General features: G+C 46.4%; 15 protein-coding genes. 8 read left to right on the top strand and 7 right to left on the bottom strand.

Translation table 11 applies throughout. The annotated features are described in order from the left end of the window. The first annotated feature begins 199 nt into the window (after window positions 1-199). A complete protein-coding gene (locus tag ABDW33_RS26150; protein WP_343693060.1) occupies window positions 200-4,486 on the top strand; it encodes a two-component regulator propeller domain-containing protein in 4,287 nt (1,428 codons plus the stop codon). A 133-nt stretch (window positions 4,487-4,619) separates the two neighbouring features. On the opposite strand, the gene ABDW33_RS26145 is transcribed toward ABDW33_RS26150, so the two are convergent. After that, window positions 4,620-5,009: a hypothetical protein gene (locus ABDW33_RS26145; RefSeq protein WP_343693059.1), complete on the bottom strand. Its 390-nt coding sequence runs from the start codon at window positions 5,007-5,009 to the stop codon at window positions 4,620-4,622. A gap of 196 nt (window positions 5,010-5,205) precedes the next feature. Between ABDW33_RS26145 and ABDW33_RS26140 the strand changes: the two genes are divergently transcribed. The 7 genes from ABDW33_RS26140 to ABDW33_RS26110 all read left to right on the top strand — a co-directional run bounded on the left by ABDW33_RS26140 (window position 5,206) and on the right by ABDW33_RS26110 (window position 10,865). After that, window positions 5,206-6,048 carry an alpha/beta hydrolase gene (locus tag ABDW33_RS26140; protein WP_343693058.1) on the top strand — a complete coding sequence of 281 codons (843 nt, stop codon included), beginning with the start codon at window positions 5,206-5,208 and terminating at the stop codon, window positions 6,046-6,048. 87 nt (window positions 6,049-6,135) lie between these two features. Then, window positions 6,136-7,356 carry a PAS domain-containing sensor histidine kinase gene (locus tag ABDW33_RS26135; protein ID WP_343693057.1) on the top strand — a complete coding sequence of 407 codons (1,221 nt, stop codon included), beginning with the start codon at window positions 6,136-6,138 and terminating at the stop codon, window positions 7,354-7,356. A gap of 13 nt (window positions 7,357-7,369) precedes the next feature. Then, entirely contained in the window at window positions 7,370-8,431 is a 1,062-nt protein-coding gene (locus ABDW33_RS26130; RefSeq protein WP_343693056.1) for a response regulator, read from the top strand. Between the two features lie 88 nt (window positions 8,432-8,519). Beyond that, window positions 8,520-8,930, top strand: coding sequence for a hypothetical protein (locus ABDW33_RS26125; RefSeq protein ID WP_343693055.1), 411 nt, complete (start codon window positions 8,520-8,522; stop codon window positions 8,928-8,930). A 90-nt stretch (window positions 8,931-9,020) separates the two neighbouring features. Then, window positions 9,021-9,434, top strand: coding sequence for a MauE/DoxX family redox-associated membrane protein (locus tag ABDW33_RS26120; protein ID WP_343693054.1), 414 nt, complete (start codon window positions 9,021-9,023; stop codon window positions 9,432-9,434). A gap of 74 nt (window positions 9,435-9,508) precedes the next feature. Further along, complete coding sequence (locus tag ABDW33_RS26115; RefSeq protein WP_343693053.1) at window positions 9,509-9,724, top strand: hypothetical protein; 216 nt, start codon at window positions 9,509-9,511, stop codon at window positions 9,722-9,724. A gap of 76 nt (window positions 9,725-9,800) precedes the next feature. Then, on the top strand, window positions 9,801-10,865 hold the full coding sequence (locus ABDW33_RS26110; protein WP_343693052.1) for a hypothetical protein: 1,065 nt from the start codon (window positions 9,801-9,803) through the stop codon (window positions 10,863-10,865). Here ABDW33_RS26110 and ABDW33_RS26105 read toward each other — a convergent pair. From ABDW33_RS26105 to ABDW33_RS26080, 6 genes are all read right to left on the bottom strand, one after another. Further along, window positions 10,834-12,168 (bottom strand): RagB/SusD family nutrient uptake outer membrane protein, encoded by a 1,335-nt coding sequence (locus tag ABDW33_RS26105; protein WP_343693051.1) that lies wholly within the window; start codon window positions 12,166-12,168, stop codon window positions 10,834-10,836. The two genes, ABDW33_RS26110 and ABDW33_RS26105, sit on opposite strands and share 32 nt — an antisense overlap. A gap of 3 nt (window positions 12,169-12,171) precedes the next feature. After that, on the bottom strand, window positions 12,172-15,306 hold the full coding sequence (locus tag ABDW33_RS26100; RefSeq protein ID WP_343693050.1) for a SusC/RagA family TonB-linked outer membrane protein: 3,135 nt from the start codon (window positions 15,304-15,306) through the stop codon (window positions 12,172-12,174). Window positions 15,307-15,557: 251 nt separating this feature from the next. Continuing rightward, window positions 15,558-16,817 (bottom strand): FecR domain-containing protein, encoded by a 1,260-nt coding sequence (locus ABDW33_RS26095; RefSeq protein ID WP_343693049.1) that lies wholly within the window; start codon window positions 16,815-16,817, stop codon window positions 15,558-15,560. A 65-nt stretch (window positions 16,818-16,882) separates the two neighbouring features. Further along, complete coding sequence (locus ABDW33_RS26090) at window positions 16,883-17,374, bottom strand: sigma factor (protein ID WP_343693048.1); 492 nt, start codon at window positions 17,372-17,374, stop codon at window positions 16,883-16,885. Window positions 17,375-17,754: 380 nt separating this feature from the next. After that, entirely contained in the window at window positions 17,755-18,114 is a 360-nt protein-coding gene (locus ABDW33_RS26085) for a response regulator (RefSeq protein WP_343693047.1), read from the bottom strand. Between the two features lie 7 nt (window positions 18,115-18,121). Continuing rightward, window positions 18,122-21,733 (bottom strand): response regulator, encoded by a 3,612-nt coding sequence (locus tag ABDW33_RS26080; RefSeq protein ID WP_343693046.1) that lies wholly within the window; start codon window positions 21,731-21,733, stop codon window positions 18,122-18,124. Window positions 21,734-21,806: the final 73 nt, after the last annotated feature.

Genomic DNA, 21,806 nt, shown 5'->3' with positions numbered 1-21,806 from the left:
TAGTAAATCCTGTAAAAATGTGGTCAGCAGCATGGATAAATTGACAAAAGGATGGAAAAATGTGCGAAAAAGTGTTGCTAAGACACTATAGGATAACGGGTAGGTGTTATTTTTTTATATTGCTCATACGATCTGATTCTTTTCAGGCATTATAAATTCCATCCGGCTAATTCCACCGATGCCGGCAAAGAAAAACGTTATGCGACTGCAACAATACTTCCTTTTGTTAGGCGGCTTCCTATTTCCGTCATTAACCGGATTATCCGTTCCGGCTGCTAAAGCGGGAAATAACTACCTGGCTCCCGGTGCGCACACTGCTTATCCCTCTTCGGGAAAAGAATATTATGCAGCTAACCACAAAATACCCGGCCCGGCTACTGATCCGTCCGGCAATATCAGGCTGGAACAATTAACTACACATGACGGGCTCTCTCAAAATACCGTCCGGTGCCTGCTGCAGGATAAAAAAGGGTTTATCTGGGTTGGCACACTCAATGGATTGAATAGGTATGATGGCCGGAAGTTTACCGTTTACCGCACTAACACGGGAGTATCACAACCAGTCAGTGATAACAGGATAAGAACATTATATGAAGATAGATCCGGAATTATATGGGTGAAGACTGCCGAAGGACATTACCATTGCTTTGATCCCAAAAAAGAAAGCTTTATCAATGTCCTGCCCGACAGTGCGGACCTGACCTATGACCACCTGTTCGAAAGTGCTGAAGGCGTGTGGCTGTACAGTAAGAATAACGGATGCGTACACAACGGTCGCCGGTATGCAATAGGGTCAGTACACTTTATATTTGAAGATGCACTACATGGCATCTGGATCGGCACAGATAAGAACCTGTATAAACTGGATACCCGCGGTAATGCAGTTGCCGCCGGTGAAGGCAACTTCATCAAGGCTATCACCCGAAACCAGCAATTATATTTTCTTAAGAAAGAGGGAATGGTTGTTTATGACCTGAAAACACGACAATCGACCTCAAACACACTGAAGGCGCTACCAGCTGGTACCATACTCACCGATGCGGCACTGATAGCCAATAACAGGATCTTACTCGGTACCCAGCAACATGGACTGCTCGTCATGGATCTAAATACCCTCCAACTGATACCATGCAGTAAACTATTCAGGGAAGAAATACCCGGACATATAGATATAGAAACTGATGAGGACCACGGTATTTGGGTAAATAATCATACCGGCGACGTCTGGTATTTTGACCCGGTACAGGAATTTAGTCAGCGCATTTCCCTCATTCCCGCCAATGTCATGAAGGTCATTGATGACTGCCGGTTCTGCTTTGCAGCAGATCATAAAGGCAAAATATGGATCACCACCTATGGCGGAGGCCTCTATTGTTTTGATAAAATAAACAGGCAGGTACAAAGGTTCGTATACGACCCTGAAAATCCAAATGGATTAAGTACCAATTACCTGCTCACTGTCATTGCGGATCGTTCCGGGCTGATATGGGTGGGTGCTGAACATACCGGTTTACAGAAACTGACTCCCCAATCCCTCCATGTTACACATATTTTTCCCGAAACGCAAACGCCGGACAGATATGCTGCTAACGGTGTAAAGACCATCTTTGAAGATAGCTATAAGCGGATCTGGGTAAGTACACGTAACGGTGCCCTGTATCTATATAATGATCGTCTGGAAAAGACCCGCTCTCTGGAACACCTGCTACCCGGGCAGGTTGCGAACATCTACTGTATGACAGAAGATAATAAAGGATATCTCTGGATAGGTACCAAAGGAGACGGCGTGTACATCGTGCACCGCGATTCGCTGCAACAGAAAGCAAGACACTTCCTGTTACCTACAGGCGATAACCGGCTGGTATATACCATCATGGAGGATCGCCAACGGAGAATATGGGTAGGTACGTTCGGAAGCGGCCTCTTTCTAGCCACCTACAAAGGGGGGAATCAGCTGGAATGGAAGAATTTTCTTCATGATGGAACGAACCCTGTGTATATCCGTTGTTTAATGCAGGACAAACAAAACCGTCTATGGGCCGGTACCAATAATGGATTGCTGGTATTTAGCCCGGATAGCTTACTGTCTGGCAAAGGAAATGTGACCACTTACCAGGCAGGACTAGGTAGCAATGAAATAAAAAGCCTTTGCGAAGATCATCAGGGAAGGATTTGGATAGGCACTACTGGTGGTGGTTTTAGCAGGTATTTACCACAAAAAAATACATTTGTCAATTATACCACAGAACAGGGGCTCTCGCATGATGTGGTGAACAGCATGCTCGAAGATGTCCATGGCAATTTATGGGTAAGCACGGAAAACGGGCTTACCAGGTTCAATCCTGAAAAAAGTACTTTTGAAGTGTTCTATTTTGCCAATAATGCATTAGGTAACTTATTCTCAGAAGGCGCCTGCCTGCGCAGAGAAAACGGGCAACTATTATGGGGCAGTCTGAATGGTTTCTATAGTTTCTTTCCTGAGCAGCTCAAAAACAGCAATGGCGATGCACCTGTATTACTGACCGGATTAAGCGTAGCTGGTAATCCTGTGCCTTTGGAAGAATCTATCAGTACCGCAAAATCCATCACTTTAGAACCCGGTCAGAAAGTATTCAGTATTTCATTTGCCTCACTGGCATTCAGAAATCCACAACAGAATAAATACACCTATATCCTGGAGAATTACGAAGATGAATGGAATACCCCTTCCAGTTACAATGTAGCGACCTATCGAAATCTTCCTCCGGGAAAATATACTTTCAAAGTACGCGGCACCAATGATGACGGTACCTGGAGCAAACAGGAAGCGCGTATACAACTCACCATACTTCCACCATTCTGGCGATCCAATGTAGCCATCATGCTTTACCTTGGATTGATCGCCGGCATGGTGCTGAGCGTCATCGTCGTCAACCGGCGCATCCATCGCTTACAGCATGCAGTGACGCTGGAGAAGGAACTAACTGAATACAAACTCAATTTCTTTACAGATATCTCTCATGAGTTCAGAACACCGCTATCGCTCATCATGAGCGCGATGGAGCAACTACTACCCGGAAGGCCAGGAGGAAAACACCTGCATATTATGCAAAGGCAGGTCGCACACCTGATGCGTCTTGCCGATCAGTTACTGGACTTTAGAAAAATACAGCATAAAAAACTGCAGCTGCAGGTGCAGGAAACGGAGGTCATTCAATTTATACAGGACATATGTAATGGTTTTAATGACCTGGCAGCGCAGAAGCAAATCACGTTATCCTTTCAGTCGAATGTAGACGCATATATGGCATGGGTAGATCCCGGCAAGCTGGATAAAATGCTTTATAACCTGCTCTCAAATGCACATAAATTCACGCCGGCAGGTGGAAAGATTGATCTGATTGTATATGTAGCAGATACACTGTCTATCAAAGTGAGGGATAATGGCATCGCCATATCGGAAGAAAAACAGCACATGGTCTTTCAACGCTTCACCCAACTCAATTTCACCCCTACCGGTACAGGTATAGGATTATCCCTGACAAAAGAACTGGTCACCCTGCACAAGGGAGAGATCAGTTTTGTAAATAACGCAGATGCAGGGGTTACCTTCTACATAAATATACCTATACACAGGCAAGCCTACCTGCCAGATGAAATTGCAGCGGAAACTGTTTGTAAGGCACCGGTGATGCCATTCTTTGATGATACCGATACAGTAGAGATAACCGCCCCCGGTTCCCAATACCATGTATTGATCATAGAAGACAATCCTGACATTGCTGCCTATCTGGCTACTACCCTGAGTCGTTATTTCCATATCCATACTGCTGCCAATGGACGGGAAGGCCTGGAACAAGCCATTGCACAATCACCAGACCTCATCGTCTGTGATGTGATGCTGCCGGAAATGAGTGGTCTGGATATTACACATAAAATCAGAAGCGAGTTTCAAACCTGCCACATCCCGGTCGTATTACTGACTGCATTATCTTCAGGAGAGCACCAGTTACAAGGCATCGATGCAGGTGCGGATGCTTATATTACAAAGCCTTTCAGTACCCGGTTCTTACTAACCACAATTATCAGGATCATAGAGCAGCGGGAAAAGATCAGGAAGCGTTTTGCAAATGATCCCGGTTTCTTTGCCGTGCATATTTCAGAAAATGAAGCAGATCAGCAATTCCTGGAAAAGATCAATAGGATTATCGATAAAAATCTGGATAATGCTCAGTTTTCAGTAGATGATTTTGCCCTGTCAATGAAAATGGGAAGAACCTTATTCTATAAAAAAGTGAAGGGCCTGACGGGTTATTCGCCGAATGAATATATCAGGCTGGTAAGGGTGAAGAAGGCCGCGGAATTACTGAACACCGGTGAATATACAGTAGCGGAAGTAGCCTATAAAGTGGGGATGAATGATCCTTTCTATTTCAGTAAGTGTTTCAAAGCGCAGTTCGGGGTACCACCGAGTGTACATCTCAAAAAGGTCAGGGCAGCAGGATAACCGGGATGGCATAAAATACAACAAGGGCGTATCAGAACTTATGATACGCCCTCATTTATGTAAGCACCTGATGGAGATGTGTTCATTTTAATCACTTCCAGGTGCCAACCGCTCTTTTGTTGCATTTTTATTCTTATCTGACATCAATAGTTTCCGTGATATCGTTACCCTCTTCTCCTTTAAATGTAAGGAAAGTAGTACCGGATCTGGAAGGTTTGAACTGATAGCTGGCAGAACGTTCCGGAATATCCATGGTGCAGAAGCATCCTTTGTATATAGCCTGCACACTTACCAGATGGATATTGGCGGAATCCTTCTCTATAAATTTATTAAACTGGCCACAGCCGTTCATGACATGGAAATATACTTTGATGCTGTCGTTAACATGTTCGATACGTGATACAGGAACGATCGCATATTTGGTACATTCCCCTCCTCCTGCGGGAGTGGTTTTTTTGCTACAGCTGCTGAGCAGCGCGATGGTCAGAAGTAGATAAATGGTTCGCATGACAATTAAACGCATTGGCAGGCCGTTTGGTTACACAAAACTCAAAACTTGCTGGAAAATCCCGGTATTTCCGGCCGTATAAATGCCTTGCTGTGAACATCCGGCTGTACATCGCAGGTCTGTCCGTTCCACGGTTATTTCCACCATACCTGATTTAAAACATTTTTTTTCTTTCTCAGAATTGCTATTTTTATTCCATACTTTTCCACTTATGAGAACTATCCGACTACTCGTCATAGTATTAGCCCTTGGTATGCACACATTTGCACAGGATAAAGACATTATTCATATATGGCCAGGTGATGTGCCGGGAGAGACAGCTCCGAAACATCCCGCTCATCCTACCTCCGATACGACCCATGGTGTGGTCCGCCTCACCGACGTTACTGACCCTACCTTACAGGTTTTCCGCCCTGCCAGACCCAATGGTGCCGCAGTCGTGATCTGCCCCGGTGGTGGTTATAAAATACTTGCTATCAACCTTGAAGGCTATGAAATAGCTAAATGGCTGAACACCCTCGGCTTTACTGCCTTTGTACTTCAGTACCGTGTACCTGATAAAGAACAAGGCGCCTTACAGGATGTACAGCGCGCCATCCGTCTCGTAAAAAGCCGGGCTGCTGCGTACAGGATCAACCCGGATAAGGTGGGCGTATTAGGCTTCTCTGCCGGAGGCAGCCTGAGTGCCCGTATCAGTACCCTTTATGCGACTGACAGCTACCCCAGGGTTGACGCTGCTGATGACCAGTCAGCAAAGCCTGCTTTTAGTGTACTGATCTACCCGGCCTACCTGGACAAGGGCGAGCACCGTACCCTTACGCCAGAGCTGAAGGTAAATGCAGATACCCCACCCATGTTCCTTTTTGCCACCGCCGACGACTTCTATGGCAACAGTGCACTGGTGATGGCCGGTGCGCTCCGCGATGCAAAAGTGCCCGTCGAACTACACTTTTTGTCATATGGCGGTCATGGTTACGGACTCCGCAAAGGCAACCCGGCGGCCGACACCTGGCCATCGCTGGCCGCCAAATGGCTCGCCCCCTATGGCCGATGATGATAATCACCGGATTTACTGACGCTCGTCATATGCATTCACCTCACCGTAGCGGAATTTTACAGCCGTAAGGCTGATCTTGTAACTATGCTCTACGGTAAAAATCTGTATAAAAAAGAATACGATAAAGAACTACAGCGCTTTGAAGCCCTGTTCAATTTTGCCAGCATTGGCATATTGGTGACCAACCAGCAGGGAGAGATCGTCCTGATGAACGACTTTGCACTGGAACAATTTGGCTATCAAAGGGAAGAACTCATTGGCGAGTCCATTGAGCGACTCATGCCTATGCGCTTCCGGCCAAAACATGTAGGCTATCGCGATTCGTTCAACAACCATCCCCAAAGCCGGCCTATGGGTATCGGAATGGATCTTTTTGCCCTTAAAAAGGATGGTACGGAGTTTTCCGTGGAAGTCAGCCTCAGTCAATACCAACATGAAGAAGGGTCTTTCGTTATTTCCTATATCAATAATATTACTGAACGGAAAAAAGCGGAAGAAAAGCTCGAAAAAATGCATAACGAGCTGGAACAGAAGATCGCTGAGCGTACCCAGCAACTTACCCATGCCCTGGAGCAACTGGAACTTTCCAAACAGGAAGTGATGATCGCACTGAACAAGGAAAAAGAACTGAGTGAGCTGAAAAGTCGCTTCGTTTCCATGGCTTCTCACGAGTTCCGGACGCCACTTAGTACCATCCTGTCCTCAGCGTTCCTGGTAAATCAATATATCAATACCGAAGACCAACCTAAAAGAAGTAAACATATACAAAGAATCATCTCTTCCGTGACCCTGCTCACCGAAGTATTGAATGATTTCCTCTCTGTAGGCAAAATTGAAGAAGGAGGTGTGCAGGTAAGAAGCAACACCTTTGATATGCAGCAACACACCACTGCCATTATCCAGGAAATGCAGGATCTCGTACAGGAAGGCCAGAAAATTGAATATGAACACAAAGGCCCTTCCAAAGTAAAGCTGGATCCATCACTGATTAAACACATCCTGCTCAATCTACTGGGCAACGCGATCAAATTCTCCGGAAAGAACGCCGTGATCCGCGTCAACACCCTCCAGAAAGGACATATTATCAAACTCGAAGTAAGCGATTCCGGTATAGGTATCTCCGAAGAGGACCAACAGCATCTGTTTGAGCGGTTTTTCAGGGGCACCAATGTCAGCAATATACAGGGGACGGGATTAGGGCTGCACATTGTAAGTAAATACGCAGAACTCATGAACGGGAAGATCACTTGTAAGAGTGAATTAAATAAAGGTACTACCTTTACAGTGACCTTTCTGCAATCTTAACTAAAACGCTCAAATGATGAAAACTATCTTACTCATAGAAGACAACGACGATATTCGCGAGAACACCGCCGAAATCCTTGAGCTGGCCAACTACAAAGTATTAACCGCCGAAAATGGTAAAACCGGCGTGGAACTGGCCCTGGAACATCAACCGGACCTGGTGGTATGTGATATCATGATGCCTGTATTAGATGGATATGGGGTACTGCACCTGCTGCAAAAGAATCCCGACATACAGGATACTCCCTTTATTTTCTTAACCGCAAAAAGTGAACGTGGCGATTTCCGTAAAGGAATGGAAATGGGCGCGGACGACTATATCACCAAACCATTCAGTGGCACCGACCTGCTGAATGCCGTGGAGAGAAGGCTGAAAAAAGCCGCTGTAAAGAAACTGGAACTTACGTCAGATATGGAAGGATTACAACAGCTATTGACGAGTGCAACCGGAACGAATACACTGCAAACCCTCATGGAAGAAGGTAACACCGACCGGTTCAAGAAAAAACAACTCATTTACCAGGAAGGCAACCGCCCAACCAGCCTGTATTACATACAGAAAGGAAGAGTAAAGACCTACAAGGTGAATAATGACGGTAAAGAACTGGCTGCTAACCTCTACAGCGCCGGCGACTTCCTGGGCTATGTTGCCCTGCTGGAAGGCAGTAATTATCACGAAAATGCAGAAGCACTGGACGATTGTGAACTGACCGCCATTCCCCGGGAAGACTTCGAAACACTCATTAACAATAACCGGGAAGTAGCCCAGCAATTTATACGCCTGCTGGCTAAAAACATTACCGAAAAAGAACAGCAACTGCTCCACATCGCTTACAGTTCCCTGCGTAAGAAAGTGGCAGAAGCCCTCCTGTTCCTGAAAAAGAAATATCACGTAGCCAAAGACCAGCCCTTCTCGATAGATATCTCCAGAGAAAATCTGGCAACTATCGCAGGCACAGCTACCGAATCGATGATCAGGACCCTGGGCGATTTCAGAGACGAAAAGCTACTGGAGATTAAACAAGGGGTGATCACAATCCTGAACGAACAAAAGCTGGCCAATCTGGTAAACTAAGCATGATAAAAATCAGTTTTCTTACTGACCCGTATCCTGTTTGGCCAAACAGACGCTAAGTATCTTTGAACTGATAAGATTTTTAGCGATGGAAGACTTGCGCAATGCCCTTGACAGGTGCAAAAAACAACTGGCCGTACTGGAGAACCGGAATATCAACCTTAAAACCCAGTTAGCCAATATTTTACAGTATCACTTTGATCGTTCCCTCCTGGAAAAACTGGAATATTTCCATACAGCTTTTCTTCAGATGGATACAAGATTCGAAGCGCTGCGCAATGAGGTGGCTTTACAGCAAGCCTGGTTAACCCCACATGGAAGCGATTTTTCAAATGAGGAACATATCAGGCGACACCAGCAACACATGCTGGAGAAACTGGAAAACATGGAAAGAGACGCAAGACGACTGGGAATAGGATTTGATGAATATGTGAACGAGCATTTCCCGGTAAATCTGGTCGTGCAGGCGCAGGAGGTGAGGAAACGAGATATAAGGTGAATTTTTTTGATAAGGACCGTCCCAAACGGTCCTTATTTTTTTACAAACAAATTAAAAATAAGCACTATATTAGCCCCGATTCCTGTTCCTATGTTAACGAAACGATTGATTGAATTTATCTCAGCACTGCTTGTTTTCCTGTTTATCTATACCAGTATCAGCAAACTGCTGGATTACACCGCTTTTAACAGGCAACTCAGCCAATCGCCCTTTATCTCCCGGTATGCCAACATCATCTCCTGGGCACTCCCCCTCGGAGAACTCCTGATAGCAGGTCTGCTATTGATCAATAAAACCCGGTTATCGGGCCTTTACTGCTCATTCTTCCTTCTTAACCTGTTCACCTTTTACCTGACCGCTATGCTCAGGTACAGCCCTTATATACCCTGTTCCTGCGGAGGCGTACTTCAACACCTCTCCTGGCAGGCACACATCATATTCAATGCAGCATTCATCATCTTAACCACTATGGGGGTACTGATGCATGTGAAAAAGTCACGATGAAAAACGTTGTCAGGCGCCGCCGAAAACCTGTAGAAAAGAGTAGGCATTTATCAACTACATATAATCATCAGACCATGAAAAAGACCCTGAGCATCACCTTTATTGCCGCCCTGCTGGCGGTTGGAACAGCGTTAGCCAGCCACAAACGTGTAACTACCTGGGTGTTCTGGGAAGGTAGTACCAGAACCGGAATCGCCGCCGATATTAAGAATATCTATTGCAAAGGCGCTAACAACCAGGTTTGCGCAGTCAACATGGACAATGGGTATGAAATCGTTTTCCGCCCGTAAACCGTAAGCCAACATTCCTAAAATTATTAGGGGCTGATGCCCATCAACATCAGCCCCGCCTTACATAAAATGTACCATGCGTAAAGCAATTTTCACTCTCCTATCCCTATTCCTCACTGCTATCCTCATCGTCACCCTGCTGGTGAAAACTGCCCCCCTTCCAAATAAAGTACTCAACGGTTTTGACAGGACCATCCTGCCCACCAACTTCCTCACCCCACTGGGCAATATGCCTGCAGACTCCATCCAGCTGGTAAGCGGCGCCACCCCCACTCAACTCTTCTTTACCACTACCGACCCGACCATCATTCTCTGCACCGACTACCATTTGCAACATCCCAGGCGAATTAAACTACACCTCTCACAAGGACTCATTGATTCCCTGCAAACCTATTTCTATACCACGATCGACTCTCCGTTTGTACATATCTTCGGATACAACATGCCGGCTATTGTGACGCTCCACCTTTCCGGCAGCCATACACAGGTATTCAGATTCCCTCCCGGCGGCTTTTCCAAAGCATACGCCATTGCACCTGACCGGTTTATTCTCCGCAAACTGGATAGAATAATTGCCGATCAGCAATTCCTGAAAGTCAATACCACCACCAATGAGATCACTGTTGAAAAGAACCTTTCCATCCTGCACCAGGATGGGGGAATGAGCACTGATGGCAGCCTGGTATACGATACAGCCAGTAAAAAACTGATCTACACCTATTTCTACATCAATCAATTCTTCAGCTTCGATACATCGCTGCATAAATTACACGCAGGTCATACCATCGATACTTCCAGCCACTTCCGGTTTCAGCTATCCGACGCCGCTGCCTCCGGTGAACACGTCTTCACAAGCCAGGGCCCTGACCAGATAGTGAACAATACCAGCTTTGTATACAACGGCAAATTGTTCGTTCATTCCCTGCTCAAAGGTGATCATGAAGCAGACGGTAAATTTGGTAATAATACGGCTATTGACAAGTATGATATCAATACCAGTCAATACCTTGGCAGCTTCTATCTGCCGGTAAGCCCGGACAAAGTGCGCCGCATTCATATTTTTAACCACAGCATGGTGATTGAGTGCAGGGATTATATTTACAGCTACACTATTGATACCCGGGATTCTGTGTTAAATTAGGGTCCTTTTCTCGCTCCTGTTGCGGAACAGGATAATAAGCAGCCCAGTCCTTCCAGAAACCGGGCTTCAGGGTACCCAATACTTCATTCATGGTTCCCATGCGTCGCAACGTAAGCCAGCGGTCGCCCCATTCACAAAACAATTCTGCTCTCCGCTCCCGCGCCACTGCGGCTATGCAGGAGGTACGGGTAATGTTTGCATCCAGTGCCGCCAATCCGGCACCAGCCCTTATCACATTCAGGTCTGTTATCGCATCAGGATACTTATCCTGCAAGGCCCTGGCCTCTGCCCTTATCAGGTATTGCTCTGCTAAACGTAATACCATCAGGTACTCCCTGTTGTCTCCGTTCGTGATGCTTCGCTGCTTATATTTAAATGGATAATACCATGTACTGCCTCCATAGGCAAACGACCGTGTCCAGGAAGTTTTGCGGAGATCTCCGCTTTCAAATGCCCCCATCATATCTGCAGACAGGGGGTAATAAGAAACGTTTTCATCCTGCGGAATAAATAATTGCCCAGGCAGTGTATATCCATCTTTTGTCCAGATCTGTAATATCGCCTGCGGGCTATTGTATAGAAATACGCTATCCTGTACACATAAACGATACCGGCCGGAATTGATCACCTGTGTAGCATAAAATTCAGCAGTGGAGTTTTGTCCATTTTGGAGACAAAGCCTTGCCATCAGCGCCATGGCAGCATCTTTACCCGCTCTTACACGCTCTGCTGCCGGCGGCAATAAATTAATCGCACCCAGCAGATCCCGTTTCATCCATATACCGATACTATCGGTACTGGTACGGTAGGCAAGCGCCGTTTGACTGACATCGGTCGTCGTAATATAAGGCACATCCCCCCAGCAGTTGACAAGGTAATAATAACATAATACCCGCATGAACAGCGCCTCTCCCTTCCATTGTAAAACCTTTTCCGGTGTGAGCCCCGACGAATGCGACAGTCCTTCCAGCACTGCATTGCAACGGTATATAACCTTGTAATAGGCACTCCAGATCAGATAAAGCTGCGGATCATCAGCAGGTATGCTATTATTGACATAGCGCTGATAAAACGTGTTCAATGTACTGCCTTCATCCGCTGTCATTCCATTGATCAGCGACAATACGTTACCACTGTAGTACATACCCATAGTATAGTAAATGTCTGACACAGCAGCATCTGCACCGGCATCTGAACTGAACACAGCATCAGCACTCTGCTCGTTGTCCGCCGTAGGAACGGTGAGCAGTTTTCTGCAGGAGGCCAGGCAAAGCACCAGTAATATAATTCTTACATGTACCATGTACTATAGTGTTAACTGCATACCAACGGTGATAATTTTCATGGGTGGCAGTGCCAGCTGTGTTTCAGGGTTGGCACCATCATATGGTGAAATGGTGATCAGATCCTGCCCCATTGCATACAGCCTGCATCTGGTAATATGCACCCGCTTCATCCATGCTGCAGGCAGTTCATATGCGAGGCTGATATTCCTGAGCCGCAGGTAAGACGCATCCATGTAGGCCGCATTGGAAAAAGACAAATTTGCATTCAGATCAAATGCCTCATTGCCGGGTGTTGTACTGGCCCGCTGCACTACCGTCTGATCTCCGTATTGCTGCCAGCGCCTAAGCGCTGTGATTGTTTCATTGTGCAGACTACCAGGCGTATTGACAGGGATCTGTCCCTGTTGCTTTACGTATTGTACAAAACAACTGACAGAAAATTGTCCGAATGTAACATCATTTGTTAATCCTGCATAATAGCGGGGATCTTTATTTGAAATTGTTACCAGGTCGTTCGCACTGGACAAACTGCCATCCTTATTCACATCTTCAAATATCGCTACGCCTGTCTCCGGGTTCACACCCTGGAAATGATATCCTCTTACAATATTCAGCGACTGCCCGATTACAAGCGTATTCGCATAAGAGGACGCCGTCAATGCCCGGAAAGATTGCAGTTTATTGCTAAAGAAAGTAGCATTCAGACTACTCTTCCAGCTCAGTTTCTTACGCTGAATATTTGTCGACGTCAACGCTATCTCCCATCCCCTGTTACGTACAATCGCCGGTAGATTCGCCTGATAACTACCGAAGCCGGAGATAGCCGGCAACTGGTATCCGACCAGCTGATTGCTGCTCCAGTTGTCATAACGGGCAATTGTAAAAAAGAGCCTGTCATGCAGTACTCCCAACTCCAGGGCCGCTTCCAGCTTCCTGCTCTCCTCCCAGCTGTAATCATTATTAGCTATGCGCAAAGGGGACAATGTATTACTATTCTGATAATTACCGTTCGATCCATAATTGCTCATATACTGGTAATCGGGAATCTGGTCATTGCCGGTAATACCACCACTTACACGAAGTTTCCCAAAACTCAGCCAGGTCAGCCGCCTTAACCACGGCTCTTCAGAGAAGATCCAGGCAGCACCGATTGCTCCAAAATTCCCAAACTGTTTACCCGGACCAAAGCGGGAAGAACCATCTCTTCTGTAACTGATATTCAACAGGTACTTATCCTGCCAGTTATAATTCCAGCGCGTAAAAAAAGAAATATACCGGTATTCAATATGTGTATCCGGCTTACGGATGATCGTGTCTGCCCCGGCCAGCGAATGTATATTATTTTCATCGGCATAACCACTTCCTTCTGCAAACTGTCCCCTGCTCAATGTACGCTGAAAGGTACCACCGGCAAGGGCATGCAGACTCCCCTTTGCAATGCGCATAGTATAATCTGCCTGCGGCTCTATGATGTAGGCTGTTCTTCTGTTCTCTGCCTGTCTCATATAACTGTCAACCGCATTTTCAGGACGCTGTGAAGACAAAGGGAAACTAAATGTCTGCAGCATGTCAATCCGCGCATACCCACCACTCATCCTGAGGTAAAGCCCCGGATACAACCGGCAACGCAGCACGGCATTACTCAATAAATTATCCGTTCTGCTATTCGCATGTTGCCTTAAGTAGGCAGCCGGATTGTCGAGGTAAGTACCCCAGTACAATTTCCCGTTCGGGGTATACATAGGATAATCAGGAGGCAGATTGATCAGTGAATAAAGATCGCCCGAAATACTTCTGTTATTATCTGTCGTAAACAACGTGGTGCTATTGATTTCAAAACGTTCCTTCTCATCATGATGCTGTATACTGAAATGCCCCCCTCCTCTTTCATAGTAGAGCCGCGCAGGTAATACAGAACCCTGCCTGTAATAGTTGCCGGCCAGTCTGAAGGTGGTCAGCTTATTCCCTCCGGCATAACTGGCCTGCGCATTGGAAACAGGTGCTGTACCGCCCGCAAGATATCGTTGCCAGTTTATACTGCGGGTAGTATCCCATAGAAACAGGTCAGGAGCTTCCGCAGCTGTAGGTGTAATACCATCGTTATGAAATGCCTCTCTCCGCAACGCAAGATACTGGTGGGTATTCAGCATGTGAAGAGAACCGGCAGTGCGCCCTGCACCCTGATATACATTGAGGTCCAGCACTGATTTTCCTGGTTTTCCCTTTTTGGTGGTCACAAGGATCACCCCGTTTGCTCCACGGGAGCCATAGATAGCCGTAGCATCTGCATCTTTGAGAATATCAATACTTTCTATATCGGCAGGGTTAATGCTGTTAAAAGGGCTGATATAGCGGATCGCCCCCTGTAGTTGATCCATGTTGTTCAACGGGGTATTATCGAAAGGGACACCATCTATTATAAACAGCGGATTATTACCTGCGGCAATAGAATTACGGCCCCTGATATATACTTTTATTTCAGCCCCCGGCAGGCCATTGGTATTCATCACGAGCAGACCCGGTATCTGCCCCTGCAGGGCTGTAAGAGGATTTACAACCGGCTGGCTGGCTATCTGCTGACCGGTTATGCGGGTCACATTCCCCGTAAGCAAACGACGGCTGCTGGCACCATAACCAATTACAACAGCTGCGTCCAGGCTATTTACTGCCGGGGACAATTGGATCACATGGGAACGGAAAGGTGTCAATAACGTATCAAGGGATGCAAAACCTAACGATGAAATATGTAATACGGCATTACGCGGCAGCTGGCTGAGTTCAAATGCACCATCATTCCCCGTAGTAATACCCCGGGAAGTACCTTTTAGCATCACCGTTACCCCCGGCACAGGCTGTTCTCCCGCTGTTCTGATATACCCTTTAATAGTATAGTGCAGGGTATCCTTTGCGGGCACAGGTGCGGCGGGAAGGCCGCCAGTTGTCGTTCTTTGTAAAAAGATCCTGTTATTCTGCAGGGTCCAGCTGATCTGTTTATCCTGTAATACAATTTGTAAAACATGCTTCCAGGACACTTTGCGAAAATGAACGGTCACTTTTTCCGTTTCATCCAGGATAGCGTTATCAAAAACAAAATAATAACCGGTCTGCTTTGAAATACTTTTAAAAATAGCAGATAATGGAACGTGTTTACCCACCACCGAGACTTTTACACTGTGATCAGCAGGTTGGGCTAAAGCAGTGGACGGCAGTAAAAAAAGGTAAAAAACACAAAGGGTTCCAATAGCGCTGCAAACATGCTTGGCCATCCTTGAGTTTTACGGTACGGACTTCTTGGCGTTACTGACAAGTATTATTTGGTTGAGTTTATCACAACGTAAATGCTTTCGTCCCGAAGGTACGCTACTGCCAAATGCTTTCCTTTCTTTTGGCAACACCTTCTTAAGTCTTAATTATGGCTACTAAGATAAATCTTCTCTGCTGTAATGTGATATGCTATTCGTGAAGTTTTTTTCAAACCGTCGAGAAATTCGGTAACGGGATGATCTCTTTCTATCACCCCTGTGAGCATTTTATGAGCGAGGGCAGTATCTTCAAATATGAGTGTTTTACCGTACCAACGGCGAATCACTGCATCGAGTGAACTTAAAGACTGGTTGTAATAGGTATATTCTCCTTTGCGCCATCCCAATGTGACATTCTCATCAAATGCACGAACCTGCCGGGCATGTGTGGCTGAATACACCGTCTCCATACCGGGTTTTAACAGCACTGCCGGGTCATGCCCCCGGGTGGTACTTACACTACCCTGAACCAGCGAGGTCACCACCAGGCTATCTGTATAAGCATTCACATTGAATGCTGTACCCAGCACTTTGGTATCAATTGTACCTGTATGAACAATAAAAGGATGCAGGGCATCCGGTGCCACATTAAAATAAGCTTCTCCTTCCAGGTATACTTCCCGGGAGCTTCCATTGAAAGCAAAAGGGAAACGGAGCCGGGAGAATGCGTTAAGATGTACCTGCGAGCCATCTGCAAGAACGACCCTGTAATCTTTACCGGTGGGTACCAGCAAAGTGTTCCAGCCACTGGTATTGCCGGTAGACGTAAAACTGAGCTGTCCCGGTACAGGGTGCAGTCTGGCCTGATTGGCGGTAATATCTTCACTGCTGTTTTCCGGAAGGCTGATCGTATCGCCATTCTCCAACAGGAGCCTGATCATACCAGCAGTACCGGTACCGGCCTGTAATACATTTGTAGCTGGCTGACGTGCAGAAAGGAAAAAGAACAATCCCGTTGCAACTATCACCAGTAAACCAGCAGCGGCCATCCATCCCCTGAAAGCGCTCTTTTTGCTGATCCTTACCTGTTCTACAGGTTCCTCCGGCACTTCAGACGCTTCAGGCATGTCAACGGGCGTCAACACATTCAGTTCCAGGGTACCTGCTTCCAGCTCCCCAACCATTAGATCAGACTGATCTACATCCAGCAACGACAATACCTTTCCCCATGCCATCTCATTGTACACATCATTCATAAAGCCGGGACCTGCAGCCCGCAGCGCATTTTCCATTTCGTCAAGACAACGTTGCACACTCGGTTCCTCCGCAGCCACCTTATTCAGGTAGTCGAGATTTTCCGGGGTGATTTCACCACTCAACTTTTCAAGTATCAGCTGAAAGATATGTTCTTCGTTATGAATCATTGGGCTAAAAAGAGAAAATTGTCACCTGCTACGGGCAACCGGTTTTTCGTTGGCATTAATCATTACTATTTACGAAGCCTGAGCGTTCTGAGGACTTCTCTGCATAACTGTTTAGCGTAAAAGACACCGTTTTCCATTATTCTTTTAAATTGCTCACCCCAGTCCTTTTCAGCAGGAGAAAAACTAAGCGCACCGTTCATATCCAACTGGTCATAGGATGTCGGTAAAGGGAACTCAGCGTGGTGGACCATCAATAAGCCGGGATCTGCGGAAAAACGGTCATTCGAATCGCTCTTTCTTACCAGATTAACACAACTGTTGTGAACCATTTTGTATAAATATCCACCCATAGAGTGGTCTATTTCAAGGTATAACTGCTCCTCCCACACCTGTACGAATACATGCTGCACGAGCTGCTCCGCTTCTTCCATCACAGTCAGCATCGTTCTGGCCTTCAGGCACAAAGGCTTATAATATTTCATAAAGAAATATTGATACGCTTTCAAATCTCCGCCTTTCAGGGCAGCCAGCATTACCGAATCATCCATATACTGCATACAGCGTGTTTTTTGGGAAAAACGTTAACAGTTATTACCGTAAATATCATATTTCCCTGATCGCCACAACGTTAATACCATGTTAACAGGTACATTTTACGTTTTTAATGCCACCTATGGCTGATTCTGGTATACCCATTCCTGTAACATTTACCTCTGAAAACCAGATAAACGTACGATTTATTAACTGAACAAAGATCGCTTTATTGCTTTATCGTGCCGGTTTTTCCAGAGAATTTTAAAATTATCCGGATAAAAAAAGCTACTTCAAAAGTAATCTGAAAGTTCGAACATCGTTCCATACGAATTTTCGTTCTGTCAGCTACCCAAATAAAACCGGGTAATATTACTTTTGAAGTAACCTTGTGAAATTCACGTCATTATTGTTGCTTTAAGAGCTCCAGCAGCACATCTACATCTATTGGCTTACTCACATATCCGTTTGCACCCGCTGCCAGACATTTTTCCCGGTCACCTACCATCGCCTGCGCCGTTACCGCTATCACCGGCATTTCCACCAGGTCCGGATCACTTCTCAATATAGACAATGCTTCATATCCATCCATCTCCGGCATCATCATGTCCATCAGTACCACCTTTATTTTCTTTTCCTCTCTCAGCAACTGAATTCCTGCCGGGGCGTCCGTTGCCGTTAACACCTCATAGCCTTTTGCCTTCAGTACCAGTCTTAATGCGTAAATATTACGCGAATCGTCGTCTATAATCAGAATCTTTTTCATTTGTCTCTTAAGCGTTACGGGAATTATCGTACAACCATACTCTTAGCAGGGATACCAGCTGGTCAATGTCTACTGGTTTCGAAATATAATCAGAAGCTCCTGCCCGAATGCATTTTTCCCTGTCCCCAATCATCGTTTTGGCCGTTACCGCCAGTATCGGCAGATGGCGATACCTTGGTACCTGGCGGATCTGCCGGATGGTTTCATAACCATCCATTTCCGGCATCATCATATCCATCAGCACAATGTCTATTTCCCCGTTATTCTCCAGCTGCTGCATCGCCTCCTTTCCATCCAGTGCCGATACAATCTTCATTTTATGCTGCTCCAGTGTCTTGGTCAGTGAGAAGATGTTTCGCACATCATCATCTGCTATCAGCACCGTCTTACCATTTAATACTTCTTTCAGACTACCCAGCTGCTTACGGCCTGGCTTCTGGCCCCCCTTCTCCTCTACCAGGTGCAGGAAGAGTGCTACCTCATCCAGCATACGCTGGTAAGAATGTGCAGTCTTGATCACGATACTGTCAGCATACTGCCGGATCCTGTTCTCCTCTGCACGGGACAGGTTCTTCCCGGTGAAGATAATGATCGGCAGATTCTCTAACCCCGGATTGTTCTTCACCGTTTCCAGCGTTTCGTAAGCATGCTGGTCAGGTACCCCCATATCCAGTATCACACAGTTCACATCCTGCTTCTGCAGGGCCGTGATACTGCTTGATATATTACCCGTAATCTCTGTACTTACACTGAAATTCTCCAGGAAGTAAGCCAGCGCCTGTGCATGTTTAGGATTCTCCTCTACAATCAATACCTTCTTCGGTCCCTTGCTCAATGCTTCTTCCAGTTGCTGGAATATACGCGGCATCTGCTCCAGCGCCAGTGGTTTGTTAATGAAGTCTACCGCACCTTTCTGCAAACTTTCCCTTTTCGCGTCCATGCTCGATACAATATGTACCGGAATATGACGGGTAGCCGGGTTTGATTTCAACGCATCCATTACCTGCCAGCCACTCTGTACCGGCAGTACAATATCCAGTAGGATGGCAATCGGCTTATACTTCAACGCCCATTCCAGCCCCTGGTCACCTCTCACTGCCACGATGCCCTTATATCCACGTTTACGCGTGAAATCAAGCAATATACGGGCATAGTTGGTATCATCTTCTACTATCAGGATGATTTTGTCATTCGCAGTAATGTCGTTCCTGTCGTCAGGAATCTCATCCGGGATAGCACTCGCAATGAAATTCGCATATTTGTCTACCGGTTGCTGTGCTTCCTGCCATACTTTTTCTGCCTGCTCCTGGGTAGGTTCAGGTAACGCTTCTTTTTCCACGTTCTGCGGATGTATCGGAATAATTACCATGAACTCACTGCCATGTTCCGGTTCAGAATCCAGCTTCAGTTCACCATGCAGTAACTTCGTTAGTTCACGGCTGATAGAAAGCCCAAGTCCTGTGCCACCATACTTGCGGCGCGTAGAACCATCGGCTTGCTGGAAGGCTTCAAAAATGACCGCCTGTTTTTCTTTCGGGATACCGATGCCGGTATCTCTCACTGAAAAACGAACGTAGCCTGACTGGTCTGCCAGTAATCCTACCTGCAGTGTCACGCTCCCTTTTGCAGTAAACTTCAGTGCATTGGAAAGCAGGTTTTTCAGGATCTGCTCCAGTCGCATTTTATCTGTTTCGATCAATGCCGGCGCATCTTCCAGGATATTGATATTGAACGAAAGGTTCTTTTCCCTGGCAATCGGTGCAAACAGGGATTCCATGTCTGTGCAGATCTCATGTACCGGTACATTGGCAAATTCCAGGTCCATCTTACCTGCTTCTATCTTGGAGAGGTCCAGAATCTCATCGATCAGGTTCAGTAGCCCCTTACCGGAACTTTGGATCACGCGGGCAGATTCTACCTGGTCATCCAACAGGTTCCCTTCATTGTTTTCTGCCATCAGGCGGCTCAGCAACAGGATGGAGTTCAGTGGTGTACGGAGTTCGTGCGACATGTTCGCGAGGAACTCGGACTTATACTTGGTACTTACTTCCAGTTCTTCTGCCTTTTTCTGAATTTCCAGGTTCCGCTCTACGATCACCTGGTTCCTGTCTTCCAGCATGCGCGAACGCTCCTCGAGTTCCTGGTTCGCCTGCTGCAGTTCCTCCTGCTGTACCCGAAGCTCTTCTTCTGAGGCCTGCAGCTTCTGTGCCTGGGCTTCCAGCTCTGTATTGATATTCTCGAGTTCTGAGTGCTGGGCTTGCAGTTCTTCTGACTGTGCCTGCGTTTCTTCCAGCAATTCCTGCAGGCGGCGGCGGTTTTCTGCTGTTATAATAGCAAGACCAATATTATGACTCACCTGCTCCAGGTATGCAACATCATTAGGCGTATATGGCGTGAGACCAGCCAGTTCTATTACACCCTTGATTCTGCCTTCGTAATTGATAGGCACCGCGATAATGCTGGTCGGTTTTATTTCACCAGAAGCATAGCTGATAGTAATATTTTCCGGTGCTACATCAGTTACTAAAATCGTTTTTGCACTGGCAGCACACTGGCCTACCAGTCCATGACCATATTTGATCTCTTCTCTTTCTTCGCTGGGTAAAAAAGCATAGCTACCAGCTAACCACAACTTTTTGTTGGATTCATTCACATATAATGCACCCACCTGGCTATGCGTATATTCAGCAAGGAATTCAATGATGTGTGCGGAAAGCATTTCTACCGACTTCTCGCCTACCATTTTATTATTCAATCCTGCTACGCCGGTCTGATGCCATTCTTTTTCTCCCAGAAGATTGAAAGAGGTTTCGAGAGAAGCCGCCATTTTATTGAGTGCAAAAGACAAGCTACCCAGTCCATCTCTTTCCTCATCATTTACGCGGATGCCATAATCGCCCGCTGAGATCTTTTCAGCAATGTTCCGGATGATATCAATACGCCGGGTGATTTCCTTGTCTTTCGCTTCTAATGCATGCTGTAATTGTGTACGGACATCGAAATCACGTTTTACCCTTACGTAAAAGACCGACGTGATCAACAGTGCGAGAATAGCTGCGATTACTATGAGGACAGGCGTATAACCGGATACACGGTTTAGCCGGTCAGTACGGTCCTGCAACAGTTTCCTTTCCCTGGCTTCCATCACCTTCACTATATTGCGGGCATCGTCCATGATCATGCGGCCGCTTTGCAGCGTATCGTAACTGATCATCCTGCCGGTTTTTTTTGCTTCAACGGACCGCTGAAGGAGGGCCTGCCTCCTCATAACGAGGAGCCGCAACTGCTCTATCGAGGTTTGTTGTAGAGAATTATCCACAGTTAGTTGCTTCACCTGTTGAATTCCTGCTATAGCGCTATCAAAAGCGCCCCTGTAAGGGTCCAGGAATTCATCATTCCCGGTGAGCAGATATCCCCGCTGACCCGTTTCCCCATCTTTCATGTAAGAGATTGTATTTTCAAGGCCCATGATCACCTGATTGGTATGATCTACAAGGGCAGCGCTATCCATCAGGTTCTTAATACTGAAAAATGAAGCGACTGAGCTGATGATCAGCAGGAATAGGGATAAGCCGAAACCAATTAGCAAATTTCTTCTGAAAGTAGAACTAGTTTTCATCCATTCGTTGTTGTGCGGTCTATAAGGCCGTAAATATAGTGCCACATTATAGATAGTTACAAAAAAATCGCCT

The sequence above is a fragment of the Chitinophaga sp. genome, from assembly GCF_039596155.1.
Taxonomy (GTDB): Bacteria; Bacteroidota; Bacteroidia; order Chitinophagales; family Chitinophagaceae; genus Chitinophaga.
Note: the sequence above shows the minus strand (reverse complement) of the source record. Positions and strands in the feature narration are given on the sequence as shown.